Below are 23413 nucleotides of genomic sequence, written 5' to 3'. Positions count from 1 at the left end.
GCAGGGCTATTTGGCGTACACCGGGTAATCGATGTACCCCGCTTCCGTCCCGCCATACAACCCCTCGGCCTTCAACGGGTTCAACGGCCATCCGTTGAAAATCCGCTGCGGCAGGTCCGGGTTGGCAATGAATGGCCGCCCGAACGCAATCAAGTCCGCCAACCCCGCTTCTACCAGACCAGCGCCGCGTTCAGCGGTATAGCGACCGGCGTAGATGATGCGGCCACTGAAGGTTTCGCGCACCGCGCGGCGGAACGATTCCGGCAAGACTGGGGCGTTGTCCCAGTCGGCTTCAGCGATGGACACATAGGCGATGCCTGACTCTTCCAACACTTTGATCGCTTCGATATAGGTGCGATGCGGGTCGTCTTCTACCAGGCCGATGTACACGCGATCCTGATCAGTGCCACTGAACAAGGGCGAGAATCGCACACCCAGGCGCTCCGGCCCGACCACGGCGCTCACGGCCTCAACGATTTCACGCAGAAAGCGCAAGCGATTGTGCAGTGACCCGCCGTACTCATCGTCACGCTGATTGGCATGGGCCGAGATGAACTGGTTGACCAAGTACCCATTCGCCGAATGGATTTCCACCCCGTCAAACCCGGCATCCAGTGCATTGCGTGCGGCCTGGGCGTAGTGCCCGACCAACTCTTCGATCTCAAGAGCGCTCAATGCACGCGGTACCGGCGGCTGCTTGAGCTCGCCCACGCCAGGACCGGTTTCGATAAAGGCCTTGGCCTGCTGCGCCTGGATCGCCGACGGCGCGACGGGTGCGGCGCCGTCTGGCTGCAACGCGTTATGCGAGACCCGGCCAACGTGCCACAACTGGGCAAAGATCACCCCGCCTTCGGCGTGCACCGCGTCGGTGACTTTGCGCCAGCCGTCGATCTGCGCCGGGGTGTAAATGCCCGGCGTCCACGCATAACCCTGGCCACGCGGCTCGATCTGCGTACCTTCGCTGACCATGAAACCAGCCGTGGCACGCTGGCGGTAATACTCGGCCATCAGGTCGGTCGCGATATCGCCAGGCTGAGCGCTGCGCTGGCGCGTCAACGGCGGCAGGACGATACGGTTGTTTAACGTGTGGTGACCCAGTTTTACCGGCGTACTCAGAACATTGTCAGTCATGTAAAGTTTTCCAAATTGCGGACGTGCTAAAGCATTGGCGACTTATAAAAGTCGCCAATGAATACAGCGTTTTTTTAGATTAAGCGGTGAGTGTCAGCAGGGCTTTGGCCACATCGCTGGAACTGCCAGGGTTTTGCCCAGTGACCAACAGGCCATCTGTGATGACAAAGGATTGCCAATCGGCGCCCTTCTCGTAATGGCCGCCGAGTTTCTTGAACTCATCTTCAATCAGGAACGGCACCACGTCGGTCAACTCCACCGCCGCTTCTTCCGAGTTGGAGAACCCGGTGACGCGACGGCCCTTGATCAACGGGTCGCCATTGACCGCCTTGACGTGACGCAGTGCGCCCGGTGCGTGGCAGACAAAACCGATCGGTTTGCCAGCGCGTTCGAAGGACTCGATCAGGGCAATCGAGACCGGTGACTCCGCCAGGTCCCACAGCGGGCCGTGGCCGCCTGGGTAAAACACGGTGTCGAAGGCGTCGGCGTTGACGGTTTCCAGTTTCAGTGTGGTGGCCAGGGCCTGCTGTGCAGCCGGGTCGGCGGCGAAGCGATGGGTCTGTTCGGTCTGGAAGTCCGGCTGGTCGCTCACCGGATCCAGCGGCGGTTGACCGCCCGCCGGGGAGGCCAGCACCACCTCGGCGCCGGCGTCCTTGAACGCGTAATACGGTGCGGCAAATTCTTCGAGCCAGAAGCCGGTCTTGCGCCCGGTATCGCCAAGCTGGTCGTGAGAGGTCAGTACCATTAATACTTTCATTTTCCAGTGCCTCGATAGGTGTGAGCGTCAGTGTGTCCAGGGCTGCCCAACAGGTGTTGGGTCAGCCACAGCGCCTCGTCGAACGGCGCGCAAGTACGTGTGATCTTGCTCATGACGCTGGTCCCCAACCACAACGCATACAAGCGCTGGGCCAGGCTTTCAGGGTGTTGCGCAACCTTCAGCGAGCCGTCTTCGATGCCGCGTTGCAAGGCAATTGCGAGCAACGCGATAGTGCGTGCGGTGCCGCGCTGCAGGGCCAGGCGCATCGGCTCTGAAAGGTCTGACACCTCTGCACCCAGTTTGACGGCAAGGCATTTGCCCGCGTCGGTGCAACTGGTCTGGTTGTCGATCCAGCGGTGCCAATAGCGCATCAACTTGGCGTGCTGGGATAAGTCCGGCTGATTGAACAGCTGTTCCATACCGCTCAAGTAGTTGTCGAAATAGGTGTCGAGCAATACCACCCCGAACGCATCTTTAGAGTTGAAGTAGTGATAGAACGAGCCTTTAGGCACATCGGCGGCTTGAAGTATTTCGTTCAACCCCACGGCAGAAAATCCCTTGGCGCCCACAATTGGCTGCGCACTTTCCAGAATCGTCTGCCTTGCACTTTTAGTTTCGCGGCTCATTTTTCATCCCGTCCGATTAGACCAGTCGTCTAGTTCGTTGAGTGAATGTTAGGGGCCGGGTAAAACGCGCACAATGTCAGATCCGCAAGGATTCCGGACATGCGGCAAAGTCGGTTGCCGTTTTTCCGGCAGCCACCGACAATCCCCCCTCCCACGCTTCTGGAGACATGCGATGCACAGCGTTGCGCTGATGGTTTACCCGAACTTCCAATCCTTGAGCCTCAGCCTGGGCTCGGTGTTCGAGTGTGCAAACCTGCTGCGCGGCGAGCCGGCCTATGAGTTTCACCTGGTGTCGGAAAGTGGCGGCGCGGTGATGACCTCCCAGGGATTCTCGGTGAACACCATGCCGATACGGCCGCAGGGCTACGACACGCTTATCGTCAGCGGCTACCTGGAGTTTCGCCTGCCGGAAGCGAACCTGCTGGAACTGGTCAAGGCCGCCTCAGCCCAATCGCGACGCGTCGCCTCGTTGTGCATGGGCATCTTCGTGCTGGCAGAAGCCGGCTTGCTGGAGGGCAAGCGCACCACCACCCATTGGATTCACGCGCCGGCCTTTCGCAAGCGCTACCCGGATATCCACCTGGAAGAAGACAAGTTGTTCGTCGTCGACGGCCAGGTATGGACCGGCGCCGGCATGAGCGCCGGGGTGGACTTGGCGTTGGCAATGGTGGAGAACGACCTGGGCAGCGACCTCGCGCGGCGCATTGCACGCAAGCTGGTGATCGCCCAACGTCGGGGCAGTGAACAATCGCAGTTGTCGGCACTGTTGGAACTGGACCCCAAGTCAGACCGCGTACAACTGGCCCTGGCCTATGCCCGTGAGAACCTGACCCATGATCTCTCGGTGGAAGCCCTGGCCGATGTTGCCCGGCTGAGCCCACGCCAGTTCAGCCGGGTGTTTCGCGAAGAAACCGGGCAAACGCCGGCCAAGGCGATCGAGTCCCTGCGGGTAGAGGCCGCACGGGCGATGATGGAAACCAGTCGTCATCCCGTGGAAGTGGTGGCCCGTGAGACCGGGTTTGGTGACCGCGAACGCATGCGCCAGGCGTTTCTCAGGGCGTTCGGGCAGCCGCCGCAGGCGATGCAGCAGGCGTTGTTCAGGAGCTAGAGCGTCTAGCGGCAGTGGTAAGGGCTTTCGCTGCTGAGTTCTTCCCCGGTGTTCAGGTCGCGGATGGTCACCGTGCCCTTGGGGTAGTTCAGGCAGAACGCGTTACGCACGGAGTAGATGCCGCTGCCACGGGTGGTGAAAACCATTTTGACCGGGGCGCCGTTGGCGTCCACTGCGGTGACCTTGTAATCGCCCGACATCGTCAGGCAACCGCCCAAGGCCAGCAGCACCGCAGCGCCAAGCAGGTGTTTGAACAGAGAAGACGTGTTCATTTCGCATCCTTGTGAAATTCAGGGCCCCAGCGGCCGACAAGCCTCTGAGGCGCCCCCCTGCGTTAAGTTCAACCTCGCGCTTAGTGCAACACCGCGCGTGTCACCAGGTAACTCACCAACTGCGGATCATCCGCCAACTCAATCGCCTGTACCGGGCGCGGCAGGTTGTCCAGCACCGTGCGCCAGAACGCCTGGGACACTTCATCCTGGTCGTAAAAGCGCACCAGCCAATCCGCCTCGCCGCTGCACAGCACCTGGCTGGCGATGGCGCGGCCGATGCCTTTGCGCCGATAGCGCTTGAGGATGAACAGGTCAGCCAGTTCCAGAGCGTCGATACCCGGCAGTTCGCTGCCTTCGATCAGCAGGAAGCCGGCTATGTAGCCATCGACCAGCAGCAGGTTGGCGCTCCATTGCGGGTCTTGCCAATAGCGGGCCAGGTGTTCGTCGTGAATGTAGAAACGGCCGTCCGCCTCGACATCTTCCTGTTCCCAGTCCGAGGACTCATAGGCGTAATACTGGTAGAGATTGCGGATCAGCTCGGCTTCTTCAGGGCCGGTCTGGATCAATTCGACGGTGGTTTCAGGCATGGGACCCTCATTGAAAAAACGCAGGGCGCCATTGTTCACAAAACCTGGGCACAGGTCCAATAGCGTGGCCAACCTTTCTACTTGCTGAACCGAATGCAAAAAGGTGTTGCCCCTTCCGAAACCTTGAAACATTTCGAATAAACTCCGCGAAATTGCCGCTCTTTTTCAAGGACATGTATTTTGACAAACGTCTGTACCGCCGGCCTGGATGTAGGTTTTGCCTCCCTGGACTACCTGCAGATCTTCATCCTGGGCGTGATCCAGGGCATTACTGAACTGCTGCCGGTGTCGTCCACCGCCCATATGCGCGTAGTACCCGCCCTGCTCGGCTGGCAAGACCCCGGCTCGGCGTTTTCCGCAGCCATGCAGTTGGCGGCACTGGCCGCGGTGGTCAGTTATTTCTGGCGCGATGTACGCCAAGTGACCACCGGCAGCATCAGCGCGGTGCGCCGGGGTGACTACAACGACCGGTGGTTCAAGCTGGCGGTGGCAATAGTGCTGGCGACCCTTCCTATCGGCATCGCCGGCCTGGCGCTGTCTTCGACCTTGAATGCCTGCAACTCGCCGTTGCGTGGGCTGATGGTGATCGGGATTTCCTGTGTGGTCATGGCGATTCTGATGGCGGTGGCGGAAGTCCGTGCACGCCACACCCGGGAGGTGAGTGAAATGCGCCTGCGGGATGCGTTGATCGTGGGAGTGGCGCAGATTGGCGCGTTGATTCCAGGGGTGTCGCGCTCCGGCTCCACGCTGACGGCGGCACTGTTTCTCAACTTCAAACGTGAGGAAGCGGCGCGCTTTTCTTTCCTGTTGGGCCTGCCCGCCATCGCCCTCGCCGGTTTGAAAGAACTGTGGGTGCTGCTGCACGCCGATATGCCGGCCCATGCCTGGCCGCATTTGATCTTTGGTTTGGTGGTGGCGAGCGTCTCGGCGTTTTTTGCGATCTGGGGCCTGATGAAGTTTTTGGAGCGATTCTCCACCTGGCCGTTCGTGATTTATCGCGCGCTGCTGGGGATGTTCCTGATTGTGGCGGTGAGTACCGGGTTGTTGAGTTGAACTGACGCTATCTTAAAACCAACACAAATCTAATCTGGGAGCTGCTTTGTCTTGAACACCGGGTCCAAGGTCATCACTGACAGCTCTGCCACACCTGCCGAATCAGCGCCTGCAGCTTCAGCGCTTCCGCCCAGCGATCACTGATCTCACGCCCATCCGCGCCGGTGATCGCATAGGGCGGCGGGCCCAATTCGCAGGTGAAGCTCAGGCTTTGCGGCGTATCGGGCCGGGCCAGCCAGTCTTCGATCCCGTAGCGCCACCACTGGGTAAAACGCTGTACCCAGCCTTGATGCTGGGGAAAGTCCAGCGACACCTGCACCTGTTCACTGCTGGCCACGCGACCATGGAAGCCCCAGCTGTGGCGCAATATCGTGCGGATCTGTTCATCATCTTCATCGGCCCCTGGCTCCGGCAACTCACGCCCAACCACGTAGTGGGACAGGTCGGCCAGCAGCTTCAAATCGGGCATCTGTGCCAGCAGGTCGAGGGTGAACAACAGATCATTGGTGAGCCGATAACGATGGGTTTCCAGCAGCACAGGAAAGTCCACCTGCTCGGCCAAGCGCTGCCAGCCTTCGACCAACCGCGCGGCCTCGGCTTGGGTGCGCGGGCGCACGTCGGCTTGCAGGGTGAGGTGGTGGCAGCCGTAGCGGCTGATTACGTCCAGTGCCGCCGCCAGATCATCCACCGATTGCGGAAACAGCTGGCCTTCGATCTGCAAGCCCCTGGCCGTGGCGGCGGCGTGCAGGCGTGAAACGTCGGCGGGCTTGAAGTAATGGTCGGTGATGCCGTCGAAACCGGCGGCTTTGATGCGCTCGAGCTGGGCTTCGAGGGGGCCGGGCTCGGTTTGCATGGCCCACAGGGATTGGAACACCAGGAATTGGCGCATATCAGCCTCGCAGGATGTGTTTGAGGGACAGTTCGGGGTCGGCCAGGCTGGTCGTATTGAGCGCAACGCGTGCTGTGATCAGGCGTTCGCACAGCTTGATGTCCTTGGCCACGCTGTTGCCCGGCGCCCAACCGCACGCACCGTGCAGATGATGCTCGGCATCCAGGTAGAACAGCAGCAAGCCGCCGCCCGGCAATGGCCGACTGACCGTAAGCGGCGTGATCACACCCACGGTCTGCACACCCCAATCGTACTGATCGGACCAGAAGCCGGGGAGTGTCTCGAACGGCACATTGCGCCCCAACATATTCAGCGCCGCATGCCGCCCCTGGGCTTCGGCGTTGCGCCAGGTTTCTTGACGCTGATAAAGGCCGTCGCGCTCAAACTCACACACGTCGCCGGCTGCATAAATGTTCGGCGCGCTGGTGCACAGGTACGCATCGACACGAATGCCCTGCCCTACTTCCAACCCTGCCAATGCGGCCAGTTCGATGTTGGGCTGCATGCCGATGCCGACCACCACCCAGTCGCAGGGCAACCGCTGCCCGTCCACCAACAGCACGGCGTCGGCCTGGATGGATTCCAGCGCCACGTTCAAACGCACATCCACCCCTTGGCGACGATGCAAATCCAGCAACGCTTGGGAGATAACCGCCGGCAACACCCGGCCCGCCAGGCGCGGTCCGGCTTCCAGCACCGTCACCTCACAACCCAGGCCGCGTGCTGTCGCCGCCACTTCCAGCCCGATAAACCCGCCACCCACCACCATCAGCCGCGTGCCGGGGTTCAGGACACTGCGCAAGGCCAGCGCCTCATCGTGGGTGCGCAGGTAAAGCACATTGGCCTGCGCCTGAGGCAATCGTCGTGCCCTGCCGCCAGTGGCCAACAGCAGACCGGCATACGGCAGCCACTGGCCGTCGGCGAGTTGCAGGCGATGGTGTTGCGGCTCCAAGCGAGTCACCGGATTACAGGCGATATGCTCAATGTCCAGTTCGGCCAGCCGCGCGCTGTCGCACAGGCTGCACCCGGCCAAATCCGCTGTGCCCTGCAACAGGCCTTTGGACAGCGGCGGCCGCTCGTAGGGCAGGTGCGGCTCATCGCCGATCAGTATCAGCCGCCCGGTATAACCTTCTTCGCGCAAGGTCAGCGCCGCACGGCCACCGGCATGGCCGGCGCCGACGATAATCAGAGCCTCGTTCATCATCAAGCCGTGACGGCGAGCAATACCCGCCCCGCTTCGACCCGCACCGGGTAGGTCTTGAGGTTGACGCACACCGGCGCGCCCATGGCCTTGCCGGTGCGGTAATCGAAGCGCCCGTTGTGCTTGGGGCACTCGATGATGTGGTCCATCACCAGGCCGTCGGCCAGGTGAATTTTTTCGTGGGTGCACAGACCCGCGGTGGCGAAAAATTCATTGTCGGCCGAGCGGTACACCGCGTAGGTGTGCGGCCCATGGTCGAAGCGCAGCACGTCTTCTTCGTCTATTTCGCCCACGGCGCAGACGTCGATCCATTGATCGTTCATGGCGTTTTCTCTTGTTCTTGGAGGGAGTTCAGCCGGCAGCGGCTTCTGCATGCACCGGGGCATTGGCCGCCGGTTCGGTTCGCGGGTGTATCGGGCGCTGGATGAAATAGTTTGGATCACTGCGCTGCTTCCAGATGGTCGGCAGGATTTCCTTGTACGCCTCGAAAATATTCGCGTACGGCGGCGGGCAGTCGCCGCGTATTTCTTCGTGCAATTGCGCCAGGGCGTGATACGGCACCATCGGGTACATGTGGTGTTCGAGGTGGTAGTTCATGTCCATGTAGATAAAGCGCAGCACACGGTTCATATAAATGGTGCGGCAGTTGCTGCGGTGGTCGAGCACGTCCTCGGCCAGGCCCACGTGTTGAGTGAGGCCGAAAACATAGCCCAGCCAGGCACCGTAGATACTCGGCAGGCCAATCAGCATCAGCGGCAGCCAGCTGTGCAGGTACAAGGCGGTGCCGATCACCACGGCGTAGATGCCGACCCAGATTCGCGCCGCGCGGAACACCTTGGGCCATTCGGATTCGGGGATAAAGTCTGCCTCCTGGGCACTCATCCGGCCAATGGCATGGCGCGCCACGCCGCTGAATGTCTTCCAGGCCAGGGGCAAATTGAACAGGCTCAAGAACATCATCGAGAAGCGCGGTGGGCGCGGCTCGACAATCTCCGGATCGCGGCCGACGACGATGGTGTCGGTGTGGTGACGGGCATGGCTCCAGCGCCACACATGGGGCTCGAAGATGCACATGAAGCTTGCAACCTGGTACAGCACGTCGTTCATCCAACGGGTTTTGAACGCCGTGCCATGGCCGGTTTCGTGCCAGCGCGGGTTAGACGCGGTGCCGTACAGCACGCCATAGGCCAGGAAAAACGGCACGCAGGCCCAGGTGCCCCAGAACCAATAGCCGCCAAAGCCAGTGGCGAACAGCGCGGTCATCCAGATGGCGGTGTCGAGCAAGGCCGGGCCGTCGCGGCGCTGCATCAGTTCTTTCATGCGTTTACGCGAGACGGGCGACTGGTACCAACTGGCCGAGACCAGGCCTTTATCAAAAGCGCGGGCGGCTTCGGGGCCGGTGAGGCTGTAGTCGCGGCGGGCGGGATGAGCGGTGTGTTCAGGCATTGTTATTGTTCTCCGCAAGCGGGTGGTTTCAGGTGCTTTGTGAAACCCACGATAGAGAACGCCTAAATCACCCTCAAGGCCTTGAATCCATTCCCTATCAAGCTATCATCCAGGCCCAGCGGAGCTTGATAGTTTTCTATCAAGACGCTCAAGGGGCTTGTCATGAACAACAATAAACGCCCAACCATTGCCACCGTCGCCGCCCAGGCCGGGCTGAGTGTGGCCACCGTCGACCGGGTATTGAATGCCCGTGCGCCGGTCAATCCTGACACAGCCGAACAGGTGTTCCAGGCCGCCGAAGCCGTGGGTTACTTTGCCGCGCGGCTGATTGGCCAGCGCATTCGCGAACGGCGCCCGACCTACCGCCTAGGCATCCTGTTGCTGGGCACCGCCCAGGCGTTCTACGCCAACCTGGCCCGTGCCATCAGCGATGCAGCCGAGCAGCATGCCGGTGCCAACCTCACATGCCAGTTCGAATACATCATCGATCGCACGCCCAGCGCCATCGTCGCGCAAATCGAACAGTTGGCCGTGCAGTGCGATGGCCTCGCGGTGGTCAGTTTTGCCCACCCACTGATCAACGCCTGCCTGACGCAGATCCGCGCAGCCGGCGTGCCGGTGGTCGCCCTGCTTTCGGATATCCACGAAAACGCCGAGGAGCCCTATGTGGGCCAGGACAACCACGTGGTCGGCCGCACCATGGGCTGGTTGCTCGCCCGCACCTGCGGCGCACGCAAAGGCAGCGTGGGGATCTTGCTCGGCGGCCATCGTTTTCTCGGCCACCAGGCGCGGGTCGAAGGCCTGCACAGCTACCTGGCCGAGCACGCGCCGGGGCTCAAGCCGTTGGAGCCGCTGATCAACCTGGATAACTGCGACATCACCGAAGAAGCCACCCTCGACCTGATCAGCCGTCACAGTGACCTGCGCGGGCTGTGCGTGGTGGGCGGCGGCGGTGATGGCATCATCAGCGCCCTGGCCCAACTGCCCAAACGGCCGACGTTGTGTTGCATTTTGCAGGAATCGACCGAGCTGTCGCGCCAAGCGCTGAGCCAGGGTTTGATTGATGTGGTGATGGACTCGCAGCCGGGGCGGACGGCCGTGGCATTGGTGGCGTTGATGGTGGAATTGCAGAGCGCCGAGGGGTTCGATCCGGTGCGGCATCGGGTGCATATACCGCCGCAGATTGTGACGTCGGAGAATCTCTAGCGCGCTCGGCACTCGACCTTCAAGCCGCCCGCCTCCAGAATGTGACTCTCGATCACCACGGGCAGGAAGCGCTGGATCACCAGCATGTTGCTGTGCAAATGCTCGCTCATGTGCGACGTGGTGAAACGGCCACCACCCGCCAGTGCCATTGGCAACAGCAACTGATCGGCCAGGTGTTCGCCTACTGCCGTGTCGGTGCCTCGCCACTCACTGGCCTGGTCGATAGCCTGGTCGGCCACCGTTTCGGCGCGCACCTTGGCCATGCCAAAGGCACTGAATAGTTCGGTGACATGCTCGTGGACGAACTCCAGCATCAGCACGTTGCCTGGGCCCTGTTCCGGGTCAATCTCGACCGGGAACAGTTGCGTGTCCGCAAACGATAGACGCTGGCGCACGCGCTTGAACTGGCGCTCGCTCACTTGGGCGGGCAACCCTGCGTTAAGGGTTACCGCGCGGGCTGCGAGCAGTTTTCCGCGCTGCATCAACTGCAGCGGCATCAGCTCGCTGGGTTGGATAAACGCCTCTAACTCACCACCGCCAGCCGGTACAAACCCGTAGCGGTTCAGGCTCAATTCGATGCGCGCGCCCATACGCTGCAACAATGGAAGCCAGGCGCGCTGCAGAAAGTCCACCGGCGGTGCCAGCGGGTTATGGGTGCCGCCGCAGATCGTCACGCGGCTGGCCGTGGGTGCGCGCAGCAATGCCGGCAACAAGGTCTGCAGCACTAGGGTGCAACTGCCGGCTGTGCCAATTGAAAACCGGTATTCGCCCCCTTGAATCGGCCCGGGTTCGAACACCAGTGTTTGCGAGCCCAGTTCAGCACCTTGCACCTTGGCACCACAGACCTGCGCCGCCGCCAGCACGGCGGTCAGGTGTTGACGCATCAAGCCTGGCCGACTGCGCTTGGCGCGGATGTTTTTGATGCGCAGGGTCAACCCGGTCACCATCGACAGGCTGAGCCCGCTGCGCAGTACCTGGCCACCGCCGATGGCGCCGTCGAGTTCAATGAGGTCCTGTTTCATATCTATCCTTAAGCAAAGCGTTTGACCGTGTCCCGCAGGTAGTGGTCCAGTTGTTGGGAGTCTTCATGGGTGCGTGGCAATACCGGCACTTCGCGTTCCAGTTCACGCTGTATGTAGGCGTGCAATGCCGGGCGCCGTGGCCCGTAGGCCGCTTCCCCGGCATTGCGTTTCAACACCAGCAGGGTTGCGACCTCATCGAGCAGTTGTGCGTCATCCACTGTGCTCAACAAATCGGCGAAGGTCATCGGCGGCCGCCCCAGCCCCAGGTCGATCCAACGCACTGCCAACAACGGTCGCAGTACGTAGAAGTACTTCTTGAACCGCACCGTGTCGCCTTGCAGATAGCCGCGAAAGTTCTTCTTGGCCATCGACAGGTAATGATTGCGCGCCGCCGGCGGGCTGTAGAACGCCTCGGCCAGGGCATGCAATTGCGCCGTGGCCGCGGTCTCCTGGCGATACACCAGCGGCGAATCAAGCCATTCCAGCAGCGTGGGGTTGGATTTGCGCAACAGGCCCAAGGTCTTGCGCAACTCCCAGCCGCTCACGTCCAACTCGTCATCCAACGGCCGTTCGATCACGTCGCGCGGCGTATCCACCTGCATGAACCAATCAGGTTTTTCCACGTAGACAAAACGCACGTCGTAGTCGCTGTCGGTGGAGGCAAAACCCCAGGCCCGGCTGCCGGATTCGCAGGCATACAGCACCGTCACATTGCGCTCGCGCTCTATGCGCTCCAACTCCTGAAGCACCCGCGCGCGCATGGCGTCGCTCAATGGGTGGCGTTCTTCCCTTTCCATCTCTATTCCCCTCTTATCCTTTGACGCACACCACTTGACGCAAGGTGTGAAGCACTTCCACCAGCTCGCGCTGGGCGTGCATGACTTGGTCGATGTCCTTGTAGGCCATCGGAATTTCATCGATCACATCGGCGTCCTTGCGGCACTCCACATGGGCTGTTGCGCGGATCTGGTCGGCCAGGGTGAAGGTGTTCTTCGCCTTGGTACGGCTCATGGTGCGGCCGGCGCCGTGGCTGCACGAGCAGAACGACTCTTCGTTGCCCAGTCCACGCACGATGAAGCTTTTGGCGCCCATGGAGCCCGGAATAATCCCCAGCTCGCCCTTCTTCGCCGACACCGCGCCCTTGCGCGTCACCAGGATGTCTTCGCCAAAATGCCGCTCTTTTTGCACGTAGTTGTGATGACAGTTCACCGCTTCCAGCGCCACTTCAAACGGTTTGCTGATCACTTGGCGTGTGGCCTGGACCACCGCGCGCATCATCAACTCGCGGTTCTGCCGGGCGAAATCCTGAGCCCAGCCCACCGCTTCCACGTAGTCATCGAAGTGCTGGCTGCCCTCTTCGAAATACGCCAGGTCGCGGTCCGGCAAATTCGCCAGGTGTTGCTGCATGTCCGCCTGGGCCAACTGGATAAACAGGTTGCCGATGGCGTTACCCACGCCACGCGAACCGCTGTGCAACATGAACCAGACACGGTTGGCTTCATCCAGGCACACCTCGACAAAGTGGTTGCCGCCGCCCAGGGTGCCGAGGTGCTGGCGGTTGTTACTGCGTTCCAGTTGCGGGTACTTGTCAGTGATCGCCTTGAAGCGCGGATGCAACGCCGTCCATGCCTGATCGGCCTGGGCCGGCACGTCTTCCCATGCCCCTTTGTCGCGGCCTTTACGGCTGCGAGTGCGGCCATGGGGTACGGCGGCCTCGATGGCGCAACGCAGGCCGTGGAGGTTGTCGGGCAAGTCGCTGGCGGTCAGCGTGGTACGCGCGGCGATCATGCCGCAGCCAATATCCACGCCCACCGCTGCCGGGATGATTGCGCCCACGGTAGGGATCACGCTGCCGATGGTCGAACCCTTGCCCAAGTGCACATCCGGCATCACCGCGAGGTGCTTGAAGATAAACGGCATCTTGGCGGTATTCATCAGTTGCTGGCGGGCCTCGGGCTCGACGGGCACGCCCTGGGTCCAGAGTTTGATCGGCTTGCCGTCGGCGACTTCCAGCAGTTGGTAGGTTTTCTCTTGCATGATCTCGATTCTTTTTTTGAAAGCCGGCGCTGCGGCGTTGATAGAGACATAGCAGCGGGCGTGCCAGTTTTTTAAAAGCCGTTCTAAAAATACTTATCTAATTGTTTTATATCGTTATTTTTAACAAATGATAACTCACACCTAAAAAAACCATGACAAGCCGATCGTCAACTTCATATCCTCACATATCGTTACTTATATTTTGGTCTACCCATGAAACACAAGCGCACCGTCGCCATCGGGTTTATCGGCTCCAAACTGGATCGCGTCGGCAAAGGTGCCAACCGCTGGAACCACTGGCGCCCCAGCGTCGGCCTGTGCCAGCAGGACACCCTGCAGATTGATCGCCTGGAGCTGATCCACGACATCGACGCCCGGGACGTCAGCCTCGCCGAGCGGCTGCGCGCCGATGTCCAGCAGATCTCGCCCCACACCGAGGTGCGCCTGCACCCCATGCCGCTGAACGACCCCTGGGATTTCGAAGAGGTCTACGGCGCGCTGCACGACTTCACCACCGACTACCGCTTCGACACCGAACACGAGGACTACCTGGTCCACATCACGACCGGTACGCACGTGGCGCAGATTTGCTGGTTCCTGCTGACCGAGGCGCGCAACCTGCCCGCTCGGTTGATCCAGACCGCGCCCAGCCGCCGCCTTGACGACACCGCGCCCGCCACGGGCACACACACCCTGATCGATCTCGACCTGTCACGCTACGACCGCATCGCCTCACGCTTCGCCCACCAGCGCCTGGAAGGCCTGGCGTTTCTCAAGTCGGGGATCGCCACACGCAACAGCGCGTTCAATGCCTCCATCGAGCAGATCGAACGCGTGGCCGTGCGCTCCACGGCGCCGATGCTGCTGATCGGCCCCACGGGCGCGGGCAAGTCGTTCCTCGCCCGCCGCATCTACGAACTCAAGCGCAGCCGCCATCAAGTGCAAGGGCGCTTCGTGGAAGTCAACTGCGCCACGCTGCGCGGCGATGGTGCTATGTCGGCGTTGTTCGGGCATACCAAGGGCGCCTTCACCGGCGCACAAAACGCGCGCGACGGCCTGCTGCGCGCGGCGGATGGCGGCATGTTGTTCCTTGATGAAATCGGCGAACTGGGCCCTGATGAACAAGCGATGCTGCTTAAAGCCATCGAAGAAAAGCGCTTCTACCCCATGGGCGCCGACCGCGAAGTGGCCAGTGACTTCCTGATCATCGCCGGCACCCATCGCGACCTGCGCGGGCGCGTGGCCGAAGGGCTGTTCCGCGAAGACCTGTACGCGCGCATCAACCTGTGGACCTTTGATCTGCCGGGCTTGGCGGGGAGGCGCGAAGACATCGAGCCCAATATCGATTTCGAGCTGGAGCGCCACGCCCGCGAGCAAGGCCGCCGCGTGCGCTTCAACCTCGAAGCGCGCCGCCGCTACCTGGCGTTCGCCTGTTCCAGCGAAGCGGCGTGGCAGGGTAACTTTCGCGAGCTGTCTGCGTCGATCACGCGCATGGCGACCCTGGCCGACAGCGGACGTATCGATGAGGCCCAGGCCGAAGAAGAAATCCAACGCCTGCGCTACGCCTGGGGGCTGTCCGAGCCACACACCCTGCTGCCCGCCGACCTGGACCTGTTCGACCAGTTGCAACTCAAGGCCGTCATCGAGGTGTGCCTGCAATCCGATAGCCTATCCGACGCCGGCCGCCGCTTGTTCGGTGTATCCCGCCAGGCCAAGGCCCAGCCCAACGATGCGGATCGCCTGCGTAAATACCTGGCGCGCTTTGCGATTGACTGGAAGCAGTTGAAGCCCTAGCCCTGCGACGCGGTCAGCCGCCACGAAAATCCGTGGCATTCAGGCCGAACCGGCTCATCTTGTTATACAACCCGCCCCGCGACACGTTTAGCTGCCGGGCGGCCAGGCGGATGTTGCCGCGGGTGCTTTCGAGCGCGGCGACGATGGCGTGCATTTCATGGCTGCTCAGGTTCTGGGGCGGTTGCGCTTCGTCAGTGCGCAGCGTTGCGCGCGGCTTGCTTTCCAAGGGCAGGTCGACAGGCTGGATCAGTTCACCCGTCGCCAGGTTGGTTGCCCGTTCAATGCTGTTTTCCAACTCCCGCACATTACCCGGCCAGCCGTAGGCCGAGAGCAGCGCCATGGCGTCCGGGGAAAAACCCTGCACCGATTTACGCAGTGAACGCGCGCAGCGGGCAAGAAAGTGCCGCGCCAGCAGCGGTATATCGTCGCGGCGCATGCGCAGTGGCGGCACGGTCAGGTTCAACACGTTGAGGCGGTAGTAGAGGTCTTCGCGAAACGCGCCCTCTGCCACCGCCTGGCTCAAATTGCGATTGGTGGCGGCGATGATGCGCACGTTCACTTGGCGCGAACTCTTCGCCCCCACGCGGGTGATTTCACCCTCCTGCAACACCCGCAACAGGCTGACCTGGGCATCGAAAGACATGTCGCCAATCTCATCCAGGAAGATAGTGCCGCCCTCCGCCAGTTCGAACTTGCCCGCTGAGCCGCCACGGGCTGAGCCGGTGAACGCGCCTTCGACATGCCCGAATAGCTCGCTTTGCACCAGGTCTCGCGGGATGGCGCCGCAGTTGACCGCCACAAAGGGCCCAGTGCAACGGTCGCTGCCGTTATGGATCGCTTGGGCAAACAGCTCTTTGCCGGTACCGCTTTCGCCGAGGATCAAGGTGGTGGACTCACTGCGACTGGCGATGCGGCCCAGGTGCAGCGCGTCCTGGATAGCGCGCGAGTGGCCTTGGATAGTTTCAAAGGTGTAGCGGGCCTGGGTGCTGATAATGCGCCGGGTAATTTCGCGGATACGGCGGTTCTCGCGCACCGATACGATCACCCCGCCCTGCTCCAGCGGGCAGACTGAAACCAGGCAAGCGAGCTGGCTGCGGTCGTGCAGATGAAAGGTGCAATCCAGGTCGCGCACAGGCTCCCCCGTCGCATCACCCAACTCACTGCGGCCCAGGTGCTGGAACGGGCGACCGATCAGCTCCAGCCCCACCCGGAACAATTGCCGGGCATAGCGGTTGAGCGCCTTGATGCAGCCGCGCGCGTCCAGCACCACCAGGCCTTCGTTGAGCACTTCGAGGACGGTTTGCTGTTCTTCCAGCAGGCCTTGCAGGGCCATCTGCCGTGATACGGCTTCGGCCGCCGCCTGCACGGTGCCGAGGGTATGAAAGTGAAACCAGCCGGGCTCGGCGGTGAGTGTCAGCATCGCCAGGGTTTCACCCTGGGCATTCTTGATCGGCGCGGCGGCGCAGTGCATGCGGCGCTGGCGCAGGCCACGACCAAAATTTTCCTCGGCCAGCACATACACCAGGCGATCTTCGGCCAGGGCCAACCCGGTGCAGTTGGTGCCTTGCACGGATTCCAGCAGGCGGCTGCCCACCGGGGTGATGTCCAGCCCGCAGAAATACAGGGTGGTGCCGTCGGCATCAGTGAGGTTGATATGGCCGCGCGGGTTGTAGGCCAGCAAGCCGTGCATGACTTGCGCGGCGGTAGCGATCAGCACGCGGTGAGTTGCCAGGGTGGCATCAAGGTCGCGGGGCGCCACGAAGCGATACCCGCTGTCATCGGGATCGATACCGGCCTCGACGCTGCGCCGCCAGGAATCCCAGATGACTTGCCGGACGTCGCCAGGGCGCTCGACCCGGCCGGCCAGGCACTCCCGCCACGCCTGCTCCAGCGCGGACACAGGTCCGTCATTCAGCGCGGCAGGCCCCAAGGCCGTCAGGTAGTCGAGGTCTTGCACGCTGAACGTCATGGTCATTGGGGGCATCCGTGTTCATGTTTTTGACATGTCAGTATAGACATGTCATCAGAATGAACACTTTTTGTTTATATGCATTTATAAATTCATAAATATCAGCAAGTTATGAATTGGCACAGCCCTTGCTCCTACCTTTTCGCCCATCAGGACTGTCCTGAGGCCAATAATAAAAAGGGGTTTATTTCATGAGTACACAGAACATCCGCCTTGGCTTGATCGGGGCTGGTCGCATGGGCAGCTTCCACGGACTCACGGCTGCGCGACACATCCCCGGTGCCAGCCTGGCCGCCATTGCCGACCCGACTCCGGGCCAAGCCGCCCGCCTTGCCGCTGAACTGGGGGTAGCCAAGGTCTACACCGACCCGCAACAACTGCTCGACGACCCGGATATCGACGGCGTACTCATCGCCGCCCCCGCGCGCAGCCACGCCGAACTGGTGATCAGCGCCGCGCGCGCCGGCAAAGGCATCTTCTGCGAAAAACCGATGGCCATCACCCTGGACGAAGCCGACCGCGCCATCGCCGCCGCAGCCGATGCGCGGGTGCCCTTGCAGGTCGGCTTCAACCGGCGTTTCGCCAAAAGCTTCCGTACTGCCCACCTCGACGTCGTCGCCGGCCGTATCGGCACGCCGCAACTGTTGCGCTCGCTGACCCGCGACCCGGCATTGAACAACCCGGCCGCTTCACCGCAATGGGTGATTTTCCTGGAAACCCTGATCCACGACTTCGACACCCTGCGCTACCTCAACCCCGGCGCCGAAGCGGTACAGGTGTACGTAATGGCCGACGCCCTGATCGCTCCGGAATACAAAAGCAAAGGTTTCCTCGACACCGCCGTGGTCACGATCCGCTTCGACAATGGCGCGATTGCCACCGCCGAGGCCAACTTCCAGGCCGTGTATGGCTACGATGTGCGCGGCGAAGTGTTCGGCAGCGCAGGCATGCTGAGCATGGGCAGCGTCACTGAATCCGACCTGGTGCGCTACCTGGCCCAAGGCATCCAGGCCGACACTCTACGCCTGGACACTGACCTGCTGCGCGACGCCTACATTGCCGAGCTCAACCACTTCGTCGACTGCCTGCGCAGCGGCGCCAAGCCCCTGGCCAGCGGCGAAGATGCGCGCGCGGCCCTGGCGATTGCGCGCGCCTGCATCGAGTCGTTCGAAACGGGCAAGGCCGTCGCCGTGCAGGGAGCCCAGCGATGATCCCGTTCACACTGGCGGTCAGTGCCGAGATGGTGTTTCTCGACCTGCCCTTTATCGAGCGCGTACAGCGTATTCACGCGCTGGGGTTCAGCGCCGAGATCTGGAACTGGACCGACAAGGACATCAATGCCCTCGCCGCCACCGGTGCCGATTTCACCTCGATGACCGGCTACATCACCGGCACCCTCACCGACCCCGACGGCATCCGCCAATTGCTCGACAGCGCCCGCGAATCCTTGAGGGTAGCCGAGCAATTGAACTGCCCCAGCCTCAACCTGCACGGCACCGGCCTGGGTGACGGCGGCCTGCCCGTGCAGCCGGTGTCCCGGACCACCGCGCGCATGTGGCTGAGCGCCTGCAAAACCCTGGAAAAAATCGCCCGCCTGGGCGAAGACGCCGGCCGCGTGTTCCTGCTGGAAAACCTCAACACCGACGTCGATCACCCCGGCACCCCATTCGCCCGCGCCGACGACACCCTGGCGCTGATCGAAGCCGTGGGCAGCCCACACCTGAAGATGAACCTGGACCTGTACCACGCGCAGATCGGCGAAGGAAACCTGATCGAATTGATCCAGCGCGCCGGTAGCGCCATCGGTGAAATCCAGGTCGCCGACGTGCCGGGCCGCCAGGAACCCGGCACGGGAGAAATCCACTACCCGGCCATTGCCAGGGCGTTGCACGCCATGGGCTACAGCGGCGTGGTCGGACTGGAAGGCTGGGCCAGCGGCGACAGCGAACTGGCCTTGGAGCGTTTCCGCCAAGCATTCACCCTATAACAATAAAAGGATCACCCTTATGAACCGCTATTCGTTGTTCGTTGCCACGCTGTTACTGCTGTTCAGCCAATGGACGTTCGCCGCTTACCGTATCGGCGTGAGCATTGCCCGGGTCGACGACAACTTCATGACCTACGTGCGCACCGGCCTCGAAACCGCCGCCCAACAGCAGGACGTGCAGATCCAGTTCGAAGACGCCCAGGGCGACGTGGTGCGCCAGCTCAACCAGGTCGAAGGCTTTCTCAACCAGAAAGTCGACGCGGTGATCGTGCTGCCGGTGGATACCGCCGCCACCGCCAACATCACCCGCGCAGCCACCGCCGCGAAGACGCCACTGGTGTACGTCAACCGCCACCCGGATGAACGCACGCTGCCCAAGGGCGTCGTCACCGTGGCCTCCAACGACATCGAGGCCGGGCAATTGCAGATGCGCTACCTCGCGGAAAAACTTGGCGGCAAGGGCAACGTGGCGATCATCATGGGTGACCTTGCGCAAAACGCCACCCATGACCGCACCGAGGGCGCCAAACAGGTGCTCAAGGACTTTCCCGGCATCAAGGTGGTGGAGCAGCAAAGCGCCGAATGGCAACGCAGCAAGGGCATGGACTTGACCAGCAACTGGTTACTGGCGGGTACACAGTTCGATGCGATCGTCGCCAACAACGATGAAATGGCGATTGGCGCAGCCATGGCGTTGCAGCAAGCCGGCAAAGCCAAGGGCGAGGTGGCGATTATCGGCATCGACGGCTTGCCCGATGGCCTGGCGGCGATCAAGCGTGGCTTGCTGACGGCGTCGGTGTTTCAGGACCCGAAAGCCCAGGCAACCCAAGCGGTGCAGGCGGCGATCCGGATGATCAAGGGCGAGCCGATTGAATCGGAAGTGTGGGTGCCGTTTGAGCTAATCAAGCCGGAACAGGTGGCGGTGTTTGAGCAGCGCTACAAATAAACTTGGGTACACAAATCCAAATGTGGGAGCGGGCTTGCTCGCGAATGCGGTGGATCAGCCAATGAATCTGTTGACTGACACACCGCATTCGCGAGCAAGCCCGCTCCCACAGTTTTAATCCAGGTCGCTTGCAGAGTGGCGCTCGGCCAACTGCTCCGCAGGCTCGCCGGATACCCGGTTCACCCTACGCCCCCGCTGCACCGCCGGCCGCGCTTCAATCGCATCCGCCCAGCGCAACACATGCGTGTACTCATGCACCGCCAAAAACTCCGCCGCGCCATACAAACGGCCTTTTACCAACCCGCCATACCAAGGCCAGATCGCGATATCGGCGATGGTGTACTCATCCCCGGCAATGTATTCACTCACCGCCAGGCGCTGATCCAATACATCCAGCTGTCGCTTGGTCTCCATGGCAAACCGATTGATCGCGTACTCCATTTTGCTTGGCGCGTACGCATAGAAATGCCCGAAACCACCGCCCAGGTAAGGCGCACTGCCCATCTGCCAGAACAACCACGACAAGCATTCCGCACGCGCCGCAGGCTCAGTCGGGAAGAATGCGCCGAACTTTTCTGCCAGGTACTGCAAAATCGCACCAGATTCAAACACACGAATCGGCGTGGCGCCGCTGCGGTCCAGCAATGCCGGGATCTTGGAGTTGGGATTGACCCCGACAAAGCCGCTGCCGAACTGGTCGCCGTCGCCGATCTTGATCAGCCAGGCATCGTATTCTGCCCCGCTGTGCCCCAGGGCCAGTAATTCTTCGAGCAGGATGGTGACCTTCTGACCGTTAGGCGTGGCCAGGGAGTACACCTGCAGCGGGTGCTCTCCCACCGGCAGTTGCTGATCATGGGTCGCGCCGGCGATGGGTCGGTTGATGCTGGCGAAGGTGCCGCCATTTTCGGTGTCCCAGGTCCAGACTTTCGGGGGTACGTAATCGGTCATGCTTACTGCTCCAGAGGCGTTTGCGATCAGCGAAGCGCCCCAGACTAAACCAAAGGTTGATGGCGCGTCACACCGTGAATGCCGGCCAATCTGCAAGGTCGGTTTAAAGATGCAACGGTACGCCAGCGGCGCCATCACGCGGCACGTGTACCCGCAGCGCAATCAACAAGGCTGCCAACAACATCAGCACACCGGCGCCGAGAAACACACCGGCAATGCCGCTGACACTGAACATCGCCCCCCCACCGGCCGCCCCCGCCGCGATGGCTGACTGCACCGAAGCCACTACCATGCCACCCGCACTTTCAGCTTGATCCGGCACGGCGCGAGCCACCCAGTTCGACCAGGCCACGGGCACCCCGCCAAAGGCCATGCCCCACAGCGCCAGCAGCAGCGCCTGGCCTGGCAGAGAGGCAGGCACCAGCACCAGGGCGAGCGCCGCGACGCCGACCAATACCGGCATCAGCACCAATGTGCCGAGCGGATAGCGCACCAGCAGCCAACCGGCCAGCAGCGTGCCGATGAAGTTTGCGGCGCCGAACCCCAGCAGCATCAAGGCCAGCCCTTGAGTCTGCACGCCCGTGGTGCTTTCCAGGAATGGCCGAATGTAAGTGAACAGCGCGAAGTGCGCGGTGTGTACCAATACGCAGGCAAACATGCCGATGGCGATGCCAGGGCGCAGCAGCACATCCAATACCGTGCGCAGGCGTGCACTGCCAGTGGGGGCCAGGCGTGGCAGCGTGAACAGCTGGAACGCCAGTGTCACCACGCCAACGGCGGCCGCAGCCACAAACGCACTGCGCCAGCCATACACATCGCCGAGGTAGCTGCCCAGCGGCACGGCAACCACCGTGCCCACCGCAATGCCACTGAAGATGATCGACAGCGCACGGGGCAGCAACGCCGCCGGCACCAGGCGCATCGCCACTGCTGCCGCCATACTCCAGAAACCGCCCAGGGCGACGCCCAGCAGGATGCGCATCAACAGCAGCACCGCCAGGCTCGAAGAAAGCGCCACCAACAGGTTGGACGCAATCATCAGCATGGAAAACCCCAGCAGCACCACGCGCCGGTCGATCCCGCGCGTCAGGCCGGGCACCAGCAAGCCAGCGAACAACGCCACCACCGCCGTCACGGTTACTGCCTGACCAGCCAGGGCCTCCGACACCCCAAGGTCCATCGCCATCGGCGTCAACAGGCTGGCCGGCAGGTATTCTGCCGTCAACAACCCGAATACCCCCATGGCCAGGGAAAACACCGCCATCCAGGCCGGGGTAGCGGGCTCCGCCTTGGAACAGATAGAGGCTTGAGCTACACAATCATTCATTACACGACATCCTCAGGAAATTAGCGCGACCGCCAGTCTAGGTTCGCCAACCCGGATGATCTATGATGCAAACCCTTGAGTTTTTGACCGAAACCCCGAACATGACTGCACCGGCCCCGTTCAATCTGTCCTCCGACCTTATCGATGAGCTGCTGCGCGGCATGCGCCTGCGCGGGGTGCAGTACCAGCGCATCCAAGCCGGACCCCGCTTCGGCATGGGCTTCGACGCCAAACCCGGGCACGCCTACTTCCACTTCCTCGCCGCAGGTGTGGCCACCCTGCGCACCGACGACGGCAACCTGTTTGAATTGTCGGCGGGCAATGCCGTGTTCATCTCCCACGGCGGCGCACATGCGCTGTTGTCCACGGCGGATGTCGCTGTGCAGGACATCAATGGATTTGACGCCACCCCGCTGGGCGATACCGTCTGCGCCGTGGATGCATCGCCCGACACGCCCCCCAGCACGTTGCTGTTCAGCGCCTGCATGGAATTCGAACTCGGCAGTATCCAGGGGCTCGGCAGCCTCATGCCGGCCTTGATGCTGATCGACACCAAGGGCCAGCGTTACCCCGGCCTGATGCCGATCCTGGCGGTGATGGAGCGCGAAGTCGCCAGTGCTCGCGTTGGCTATTCGGGCATCCTCGCGCGCCTGGCCGATGTGGTGGCCGCCATGATCGTGCGGGGTTGGGTGGAATGCGCCTGCGGCAATGCATCGGGGCTGGTGGCAGCGTTGCGCGACGCACGGCTGGCCGGTGCCTTGCTTGCCCTGCATCAGCAACCAGGCCGCGATTGGAGCGTGGCCGAGTTGGCCGCGCGCAGTCATACCTCCCGCTCGGTGTTCGCCGAACGCTTCCAGGCCACCCTGGGTCTTCCGCCGCTGCGCTACGTGACGCAATTGCGCATGCGCCTGGCCAGCCAATGGTTGACGCTTGAGCGATTGCCCATCGAAGAAGTGGCGCTGCGCCTGGGCTATACCTCCCAGGCAGCTTTCAGTCGCGCATTCAAGCGCATCACCGGCCAGCCGCCTGGCGCCAGCCGCCAGGGCGCCCGAAGCCCGGCATAAACCAGCGCCAAGCCATTGCGCAGGCTGATCCCGCGCCCTTACT

At 62.1% G+C, this 23413-nt stretch carries 23 protein-coding genes; 8 read left to right on the top strand and 15 right to left on the bottom strand.

All coding sequences use genetic code 11. From position 1 onward, the window contains the following. Positions 1 to 6: 6 nt before the first annotated feature. The 3 genes from HU722_RS12065 to HU722_RS12055 form a co-directional block, all read right to left on the bottom strand. Entirely contained in the window at positions 7 to 1131 is a 1125-nt protein-coding gene (locus HU722_RS12065; RefSeq protein WP_186753034.1) for an alkene reductase, read from the bottom strand. A 79-nt stretch (positions 1132 to 1210) separates the two neighbouring features. Then, positions 1211 to 1888, bottom strand: coding sequence for a type 1 glutamine amidotransferase domain-containing protein (locus tag HU722_RS12060; protein WP_065876212.1), 678 nt, complete (start codon positions 1886 to 1888; stop codon positions 1211 to 1213). Next, positions 1885 to 2514, bottom strand: a complete 630-nt coding sequence (locus tag HU722_RS12055; protein WP_065881410.1) for a TetR/AcrR family transcriptional regulator — start codon at positions 2512 to 2514, stop codon at positions 1885 to 1887. Before HU722_RS12055 ends, HU722_RS12060 begins: the two co-directional genes overlap by 4 nt. A 172-nt stretch (positions 2515 to 2686) precedes the next feature. Here HU722_RS12055 and HU722_RS12050 point away from each other — a divergent pair, with 172 nt between their 5' ends. Beyond that, a complete protein-coding gene (locus HU722_RS12050) occupies positions 2687 to 3622 on the top strand; it encodes a GlxA family transcriptional regulator (RefSeq protein ID WP_065876214.1) in 936 nt (311 codons plus the stop codon). 5 nt (positions 3623 to 3627) lie between these two features. Here HU722_RS12050 and HU722_RS12045 read toward each other — a convergent pair whose 3' ends face one another. Together HU722_RS12045 and HU722_RS12040 are read right to left on the bottom strand one after the other, a co-directional pair. Then, positions 3628 to 3894, bottom strand: a complete 267-nt coding sequence (locus HU722_RS12045) for a hypothetical protein (protein ID WP_065876215.1) — start codon at positions 3892 to 3894, stop codon at positions 3628 to 3630. Between the two features lie 80 nt (positions 3895 to 3974). Continuing rightward, complete coding sequence (locus tag HU722_RS12040; RefSeq protein ID WP_065881414.1) at positions 3975 to 4481, bottom strand: GNAT family N-acetyltransferase; 507 nt, start codon at positions 4479 to 4481, stop codon at positions 3975 to 3977. A 180-nt stretch (positions 4482 to 4661) separates the two neighbouring features. On the opposite strand from HU722_RS12040, the gene HU722_RS12035 reads away from it, so the two are divergent. After that, positions 4662 to 5534, top strand: a complete 873-nt coding sequence (locus HU722_RS12035; protein WP_065876217.1) for an undecaprenyl-diphosphate phosphatase — start codon at positions 4662 to 4664, stop codon at positions 5532 to 5534. Between the two features lie 73 nt (positions 5535 to 5607). Here the strand turns inward: HU722_RS12035 and HU722_RS12030 are convergent, their stop codons facing one another. Genes HU722_RS12030 through HU722_RS12015 form a run of 4 tightly spaced genes read right to left on the bottom strand, consistent with a single transcriptional unit; the run spans position 5608 to position 9070 of the window. Further along, on the bottom strand, positions 5608 to 6423 hold the full coding sequence (locus tag HU722_RS12030) for a sugar phosphate isomerase/epimerase family protein (RefSeq protein WP_065881418.1): 816 nt from the start codon (positions 6421 to 6423) through the stop codon (positions 5608 to 5610). A 1-nt stretch (position 6424) separates the two neighbouring features. Further along, positions 6425 to 7624 carry an NAD(P)/FAD-dependent oxidoreductase gene (locus HU722_RS12025; protein WP_186753035.1) on the bottom strand — a complete coding sequence of 400 codons (1200 nt, stop codon included), beginning with the start codon at positions 7622 to 7624 and terminating at the stop codon, positions 6425 to 6427. A 2-nt stretch (positions 7625 to 7626) separates the two neighbouring features. Then, entirely contained in the window at positions 7627 to 7947 is a 321-nt protein-coding gene (locus HU722_RS12020; RefSeq protein ID WP_032888397.1) for a MocE family 2Fe-2S type ferredoxin, read from the bottom strand. Between the two features lie 28 nt (positions 7948 to 7975). After that, the gene (locus HU722_RS12015; RefSeq protein WP_065876220.1) at positions 7976 to 9070 is read right to left on the bottom strand and encodes a fatty acid desaturase family protein; all 1095 of its coding nucleotides are present in this window, start codon (positions 9068 to 9070) and stop codon (positions 7976 to 7978) included. 162 nt (positions 9071 to 9232) lie between these two features. Here HU722_RS12015 and HU722_RS12010 point away from each other — a divergent pair, with 162 nt between their 5' ends. Then, complete coding sequence (locus HU722_RS12010) at positions 9233 to 10276, top strand: substrate-binding domain-containing protein (protein ID WP_065881422.1); 1044 nt, start codon at positions 9233 to 9235, stop codon at positions 10274 to 10276. Here HU722_RS12010 and rtcA read toward each other — a convergent pair. From rtcA to HU722_RS11995, 3 genes are read right to left on the bottom strand one after another with little or no spacing between them, the layout of a single operon-like run. Further along, positions 10273 to 11298: an RNA 3'-terminal phosphate cyclase gene (gene rtcA, locus HU722_RS12005; RefSeq protein ID WP_186753036.1), complete on the bottom strand. Its 1026-nt coding sequence runs from the start codon at positions 11296 to 11298 to the stop codon at positions 10273 to 10275. The two genes, HU722_RS12010 and rtcA, sit on opposite strands and share 4 nt — an antisense overlap. An 8-nt stretch (positions 11299 to 11306) precedes the next feature. Then, entirely contained in the window at positions 11307 to 12095 is a 789-nt protein-coding gene (locus HU722_RS12000) for a nucleotidyltransferase domain-containing protein (RefSeq protein WP_186753037.1), read from the bottom strand. Positions 12096 to 12108: 13 nt separating this feature from the next. Then, positions 12109 to 13335 (bottom strand): RtcB family protein, encoded by a 1227-nt coding sequence (locus tag HU722_RS11995; RefSeq protein ID WP_065876224.1) that lies wholly within the window; start codon positions 13333 to 13335, stop codon positions 12109 to 12111. 213 nt (positions 13336 to 13548) lie between these two features. Between HU722_RS11995 and rtcR the strand changes: the two genes are divergently transcribed. Beyond that, entirely contained in the window at positions 13549 to 15129 is a 1581-nt protein-coding gene (gene rtcR / locus HU722_RS11990) for an RNA repair transcriptional activator RtcR (protein WP_186753038.1), read from the top strand. A 13-nt stretch (positions 15130 to 15142) separates the two neighbouring features. Here rtcR and HU722_RS11985 read toward each other — a convergent pair whose 3' ends face one another. Further along, positions 15143 to 17104, bottom strand: a complete 1962-nt coding sequence (locus HU722_RS11985) for a sigma-54 interaction domain-containing protein (protein WP_186753039.1) — start codon at positions 17102 to 17104, stop codon at positions 15143 to 15145. A 185-nt stretch (positions 17105 to 17289) separates the two neighbouring features. Here HU722_RS11985 and HU722_RS11980 point away from each other — a divergent pair, with 185 nt between their 5' ends. Genes HU722_RS11980 through HU722_RS11970 form a run of 3 tightly spaced genes read left to right on the top strand, consistent with a single transcriptional unit; the run spans position 17290 to position 20031 of the window. Next, positions 17290 to 18309: a Gfo/Idh/MocA family oxidoreductase gene (locus HU722_RS11980; RefSeq protein ID WP_065889382.1), complete on the top strand. Its 1020-nt coding sequence runs from the start codon at positions 17290 to 17292 to the stop codon at positions 18307 to 18309. After that, the gene (locus HU722_RS11975; protein ID WP_065876228.1) at positions 18306 to 19085 is read left to right on the top strand and encodes a TIM barrel protein; all 780 of its coding nucleotides are present in this window, start codon (positions 18306 to 18308) and stop codon (positions 19083 to 19085) included. The genes HU722_RS11980 and HU722_RS11975 overlap by 4 nt, the downstream gene beginning before the upstream one ends. A gap of 19 nt (positions 19086 to 19104) precedes the next feature. Then, on the top strand, positions 19105 to 20031 hold the full coding sequence (locus tag HU722_RS11970; protein ID WP_186753040.1) for a sugar ABC transporter substrate-binding protein: 927 nt from the start codon (positions 19105 to 19107) through the stop codon (positions 20029 to 20031). A gap of 114 nt (positions 20032 to 20145) precedes the next feature. Here HU722_RS11970 and yghU read toward each other — a convergent pair whose 3' ends face one another. Further along, a complete protein-coding gene (gene yghU / locus HU722_RS11965) occupies positions 20146 to 20979 on the bottom strand; it encodes a glutathione-dependent disulfide-bond oxidoreductase (RefSeq protein ID WP_065876230.1) in 834 nt (277 codons plus the stop codon). A gap of 103 nt (positions 20980 to 21082) precedes the next feature. Continuing rightward, entirely contained in the window at positions 21083 to 22306 is a 1224-nt protein-coding gene (locus tag HU722_RS11960; RefSeq protein ID WP_065889380.1) for an MFS transporter, read from the bottom strand. 65 nt (positions 22307 to 22371) lie between these two features. On the opposite strand from HU722_RS11960, the gene HU722_RS11955 reads away from it, so the two are divergent. After that, entirely contained in the window at positions 22372 to 23370 is a 999-nt protein-coding gene (locus HU722_RS11955) for an AraC family transcriptional regulator (RefSeq protein ID WP_065881492.1), read from the top strand. Positions 23371 to 23413: the final 43 nt, after the last annotated feature.

The organism is Pseudomonas tritici (genome assembly GCF_014268275.3).
GTDB lineage: Bacteria > Pseudomonadota > Gammaproteobacteria > Pseudomonadales > Pseudomonadaceae > Aquipseudomonas > Aquipseudomonas tritici.
Note: the sequence above shows the minus strand (reverse complement) of the source record. Positions and strands in the feature narration are given on the sequence as shown.

Coding starts and splice junctions, on each gene's coding strand:
- HU722_RS12040 (WP_065881414.1), bottom strand. CDS start 4,481: ATGCCTGAAACCACCGTCGAATTGATCCAGACCGGCCCTGAAGAAGCC.
- HU722_RS11960 (WP_065889380.1), bottom strand. CDS start 22,306: ATGAATGATTGTGTAGCTCAAGCCTCTATCTGTTCCAAGGCGGAGCCC.
- HU722_RS11995 (WP_065876224.1), bottom strand. CDS start 13,335: ATGCAAGAGAAAACCTACCAACTGCTGGAAGTCGCCGACGGCAAGCCG.
- HU722_RS11955 (WP_065881492.1), top strand. CDS start 22,372: ATGCAAACCCTTGAGTTTTTGACCGAAACCCCGAACATGACTGCACCG.
- HU722_RS12010 (WP_065881422.1), top strand. CDS start 9,233: ATGAACAACAATAAACGCCCAACCATTGCCACCGTCGCCGCCCAGGCC.
- HU722_RS12030 (WP_065881418.1), bottom strand. CDS start 6,423: ATGCGCCAATTCCTGGTGTTCCAATCCCTGTGGGCCATGCAAACCGAG.
- HU722_RS11985 (WP_186753039.1), bottom strand. CDS start 17,104: ATGACCATGACGTTCAGCGTGCAAGACCTCGACTACCTGACGGCCTTG.
- rtcR (WP_186753038.1), top strand. CDS start 13,549: ATGAAACACAAGCGCACCGTCGCCATCGGGTTTATCGGCTCCAAACTG.
- HU722_RS11970 (WP_186753040.1), top strand. CDS start 19,105: ATGAACCGCTATTCGTTGTTCGTTGCCACGCTGTTACTGCTGTTCAGC.
- HU722_RS12000 (WP_186753037.1), bottom strand. CDS start 12,095: ATGGAAAGGGAAGAACGCCACCCATTGAGCGACGCCATGCGCGCGCGG.
- HU722_RS12020 (WP_032888397.1), bottom strand. CDS start 7,947: ATGAACGATCAATGGATCGACGTCTGCGCCGTGGGCGAAATAGACGAA.
- HU722_RS12060 (WP_065876212.1), bottom strand. CDS start 1,888: ATGAAAGTATTAATGGTACTGACCTCTCACGACCAGCTTGGCGATACC.
- HU722_RS11975 (WP_065876228.1), top strand. CDS start 18,306: ATGATCCCGTTCACACTGGCGGTCAGTGCCGAGATGGTGTTTCTCGAC.
- HU722_RS12065 (WP_186753034.1), bottom strand. CDS start 1,131: ATGACTGACAATGTTCTGAGTACGCCGGTAAAACTGGGTCACCACACG.
- HU722_RS12050 (WP_065876214.1), top strand. CDS start 2,687: ATGCACAGCGTTGCGCTGATGGTTTACCCGAACTTCCAATCCTTGAGC.
- HU722_RS12015 (WP_065876220.1), bottom strand. CDS start 9,070: ATGCCTGAACACACCGCTCATCCCGCCCGCCGCGACTACAGCCTCACC.
- HU722_RS12045 (WP_065876215.1), bottom strand. CDS start 3,894: ATGAACACGTCTTCTCTGTTCAAACACCTGCTTGGCGCTGCGGTGCTG.
- HU722_RS12055 (WP_065881410.1), bottom strand. CDS start 2,514: ATGAGCCGCGAAACTAAAAGTGCAAGGCAGACGATTCTGGAAAGTGCG.
- HU722_RS11980 (WP_065889382.1), top strand. CDS start 17,290: ATGAGTACACAGAACATCCGCCTTGGCTTGATCGGGGCTGGTCGCATG.
- yghU (WP_065876230.1), bottom strand. CDS start 20,979: ATGACCGATTACGTACCCCCGAAAGTCTGGACCTGGGACACCGAAAAT.
- rtcA (WP_186753036.1), bottom strand. CDS start 11,298: ATGAAACAGGACCTCATTGAACTCGACGGCGCCATCGGCGGTGGCCAG.
- HU722_RS12025 (WP_186753035.1), bottom strand. CDS start 7,624: ATGAACGAGGCTCTGATTATCGTCGGCGCCGGCCATGCCGGTGGCCGT.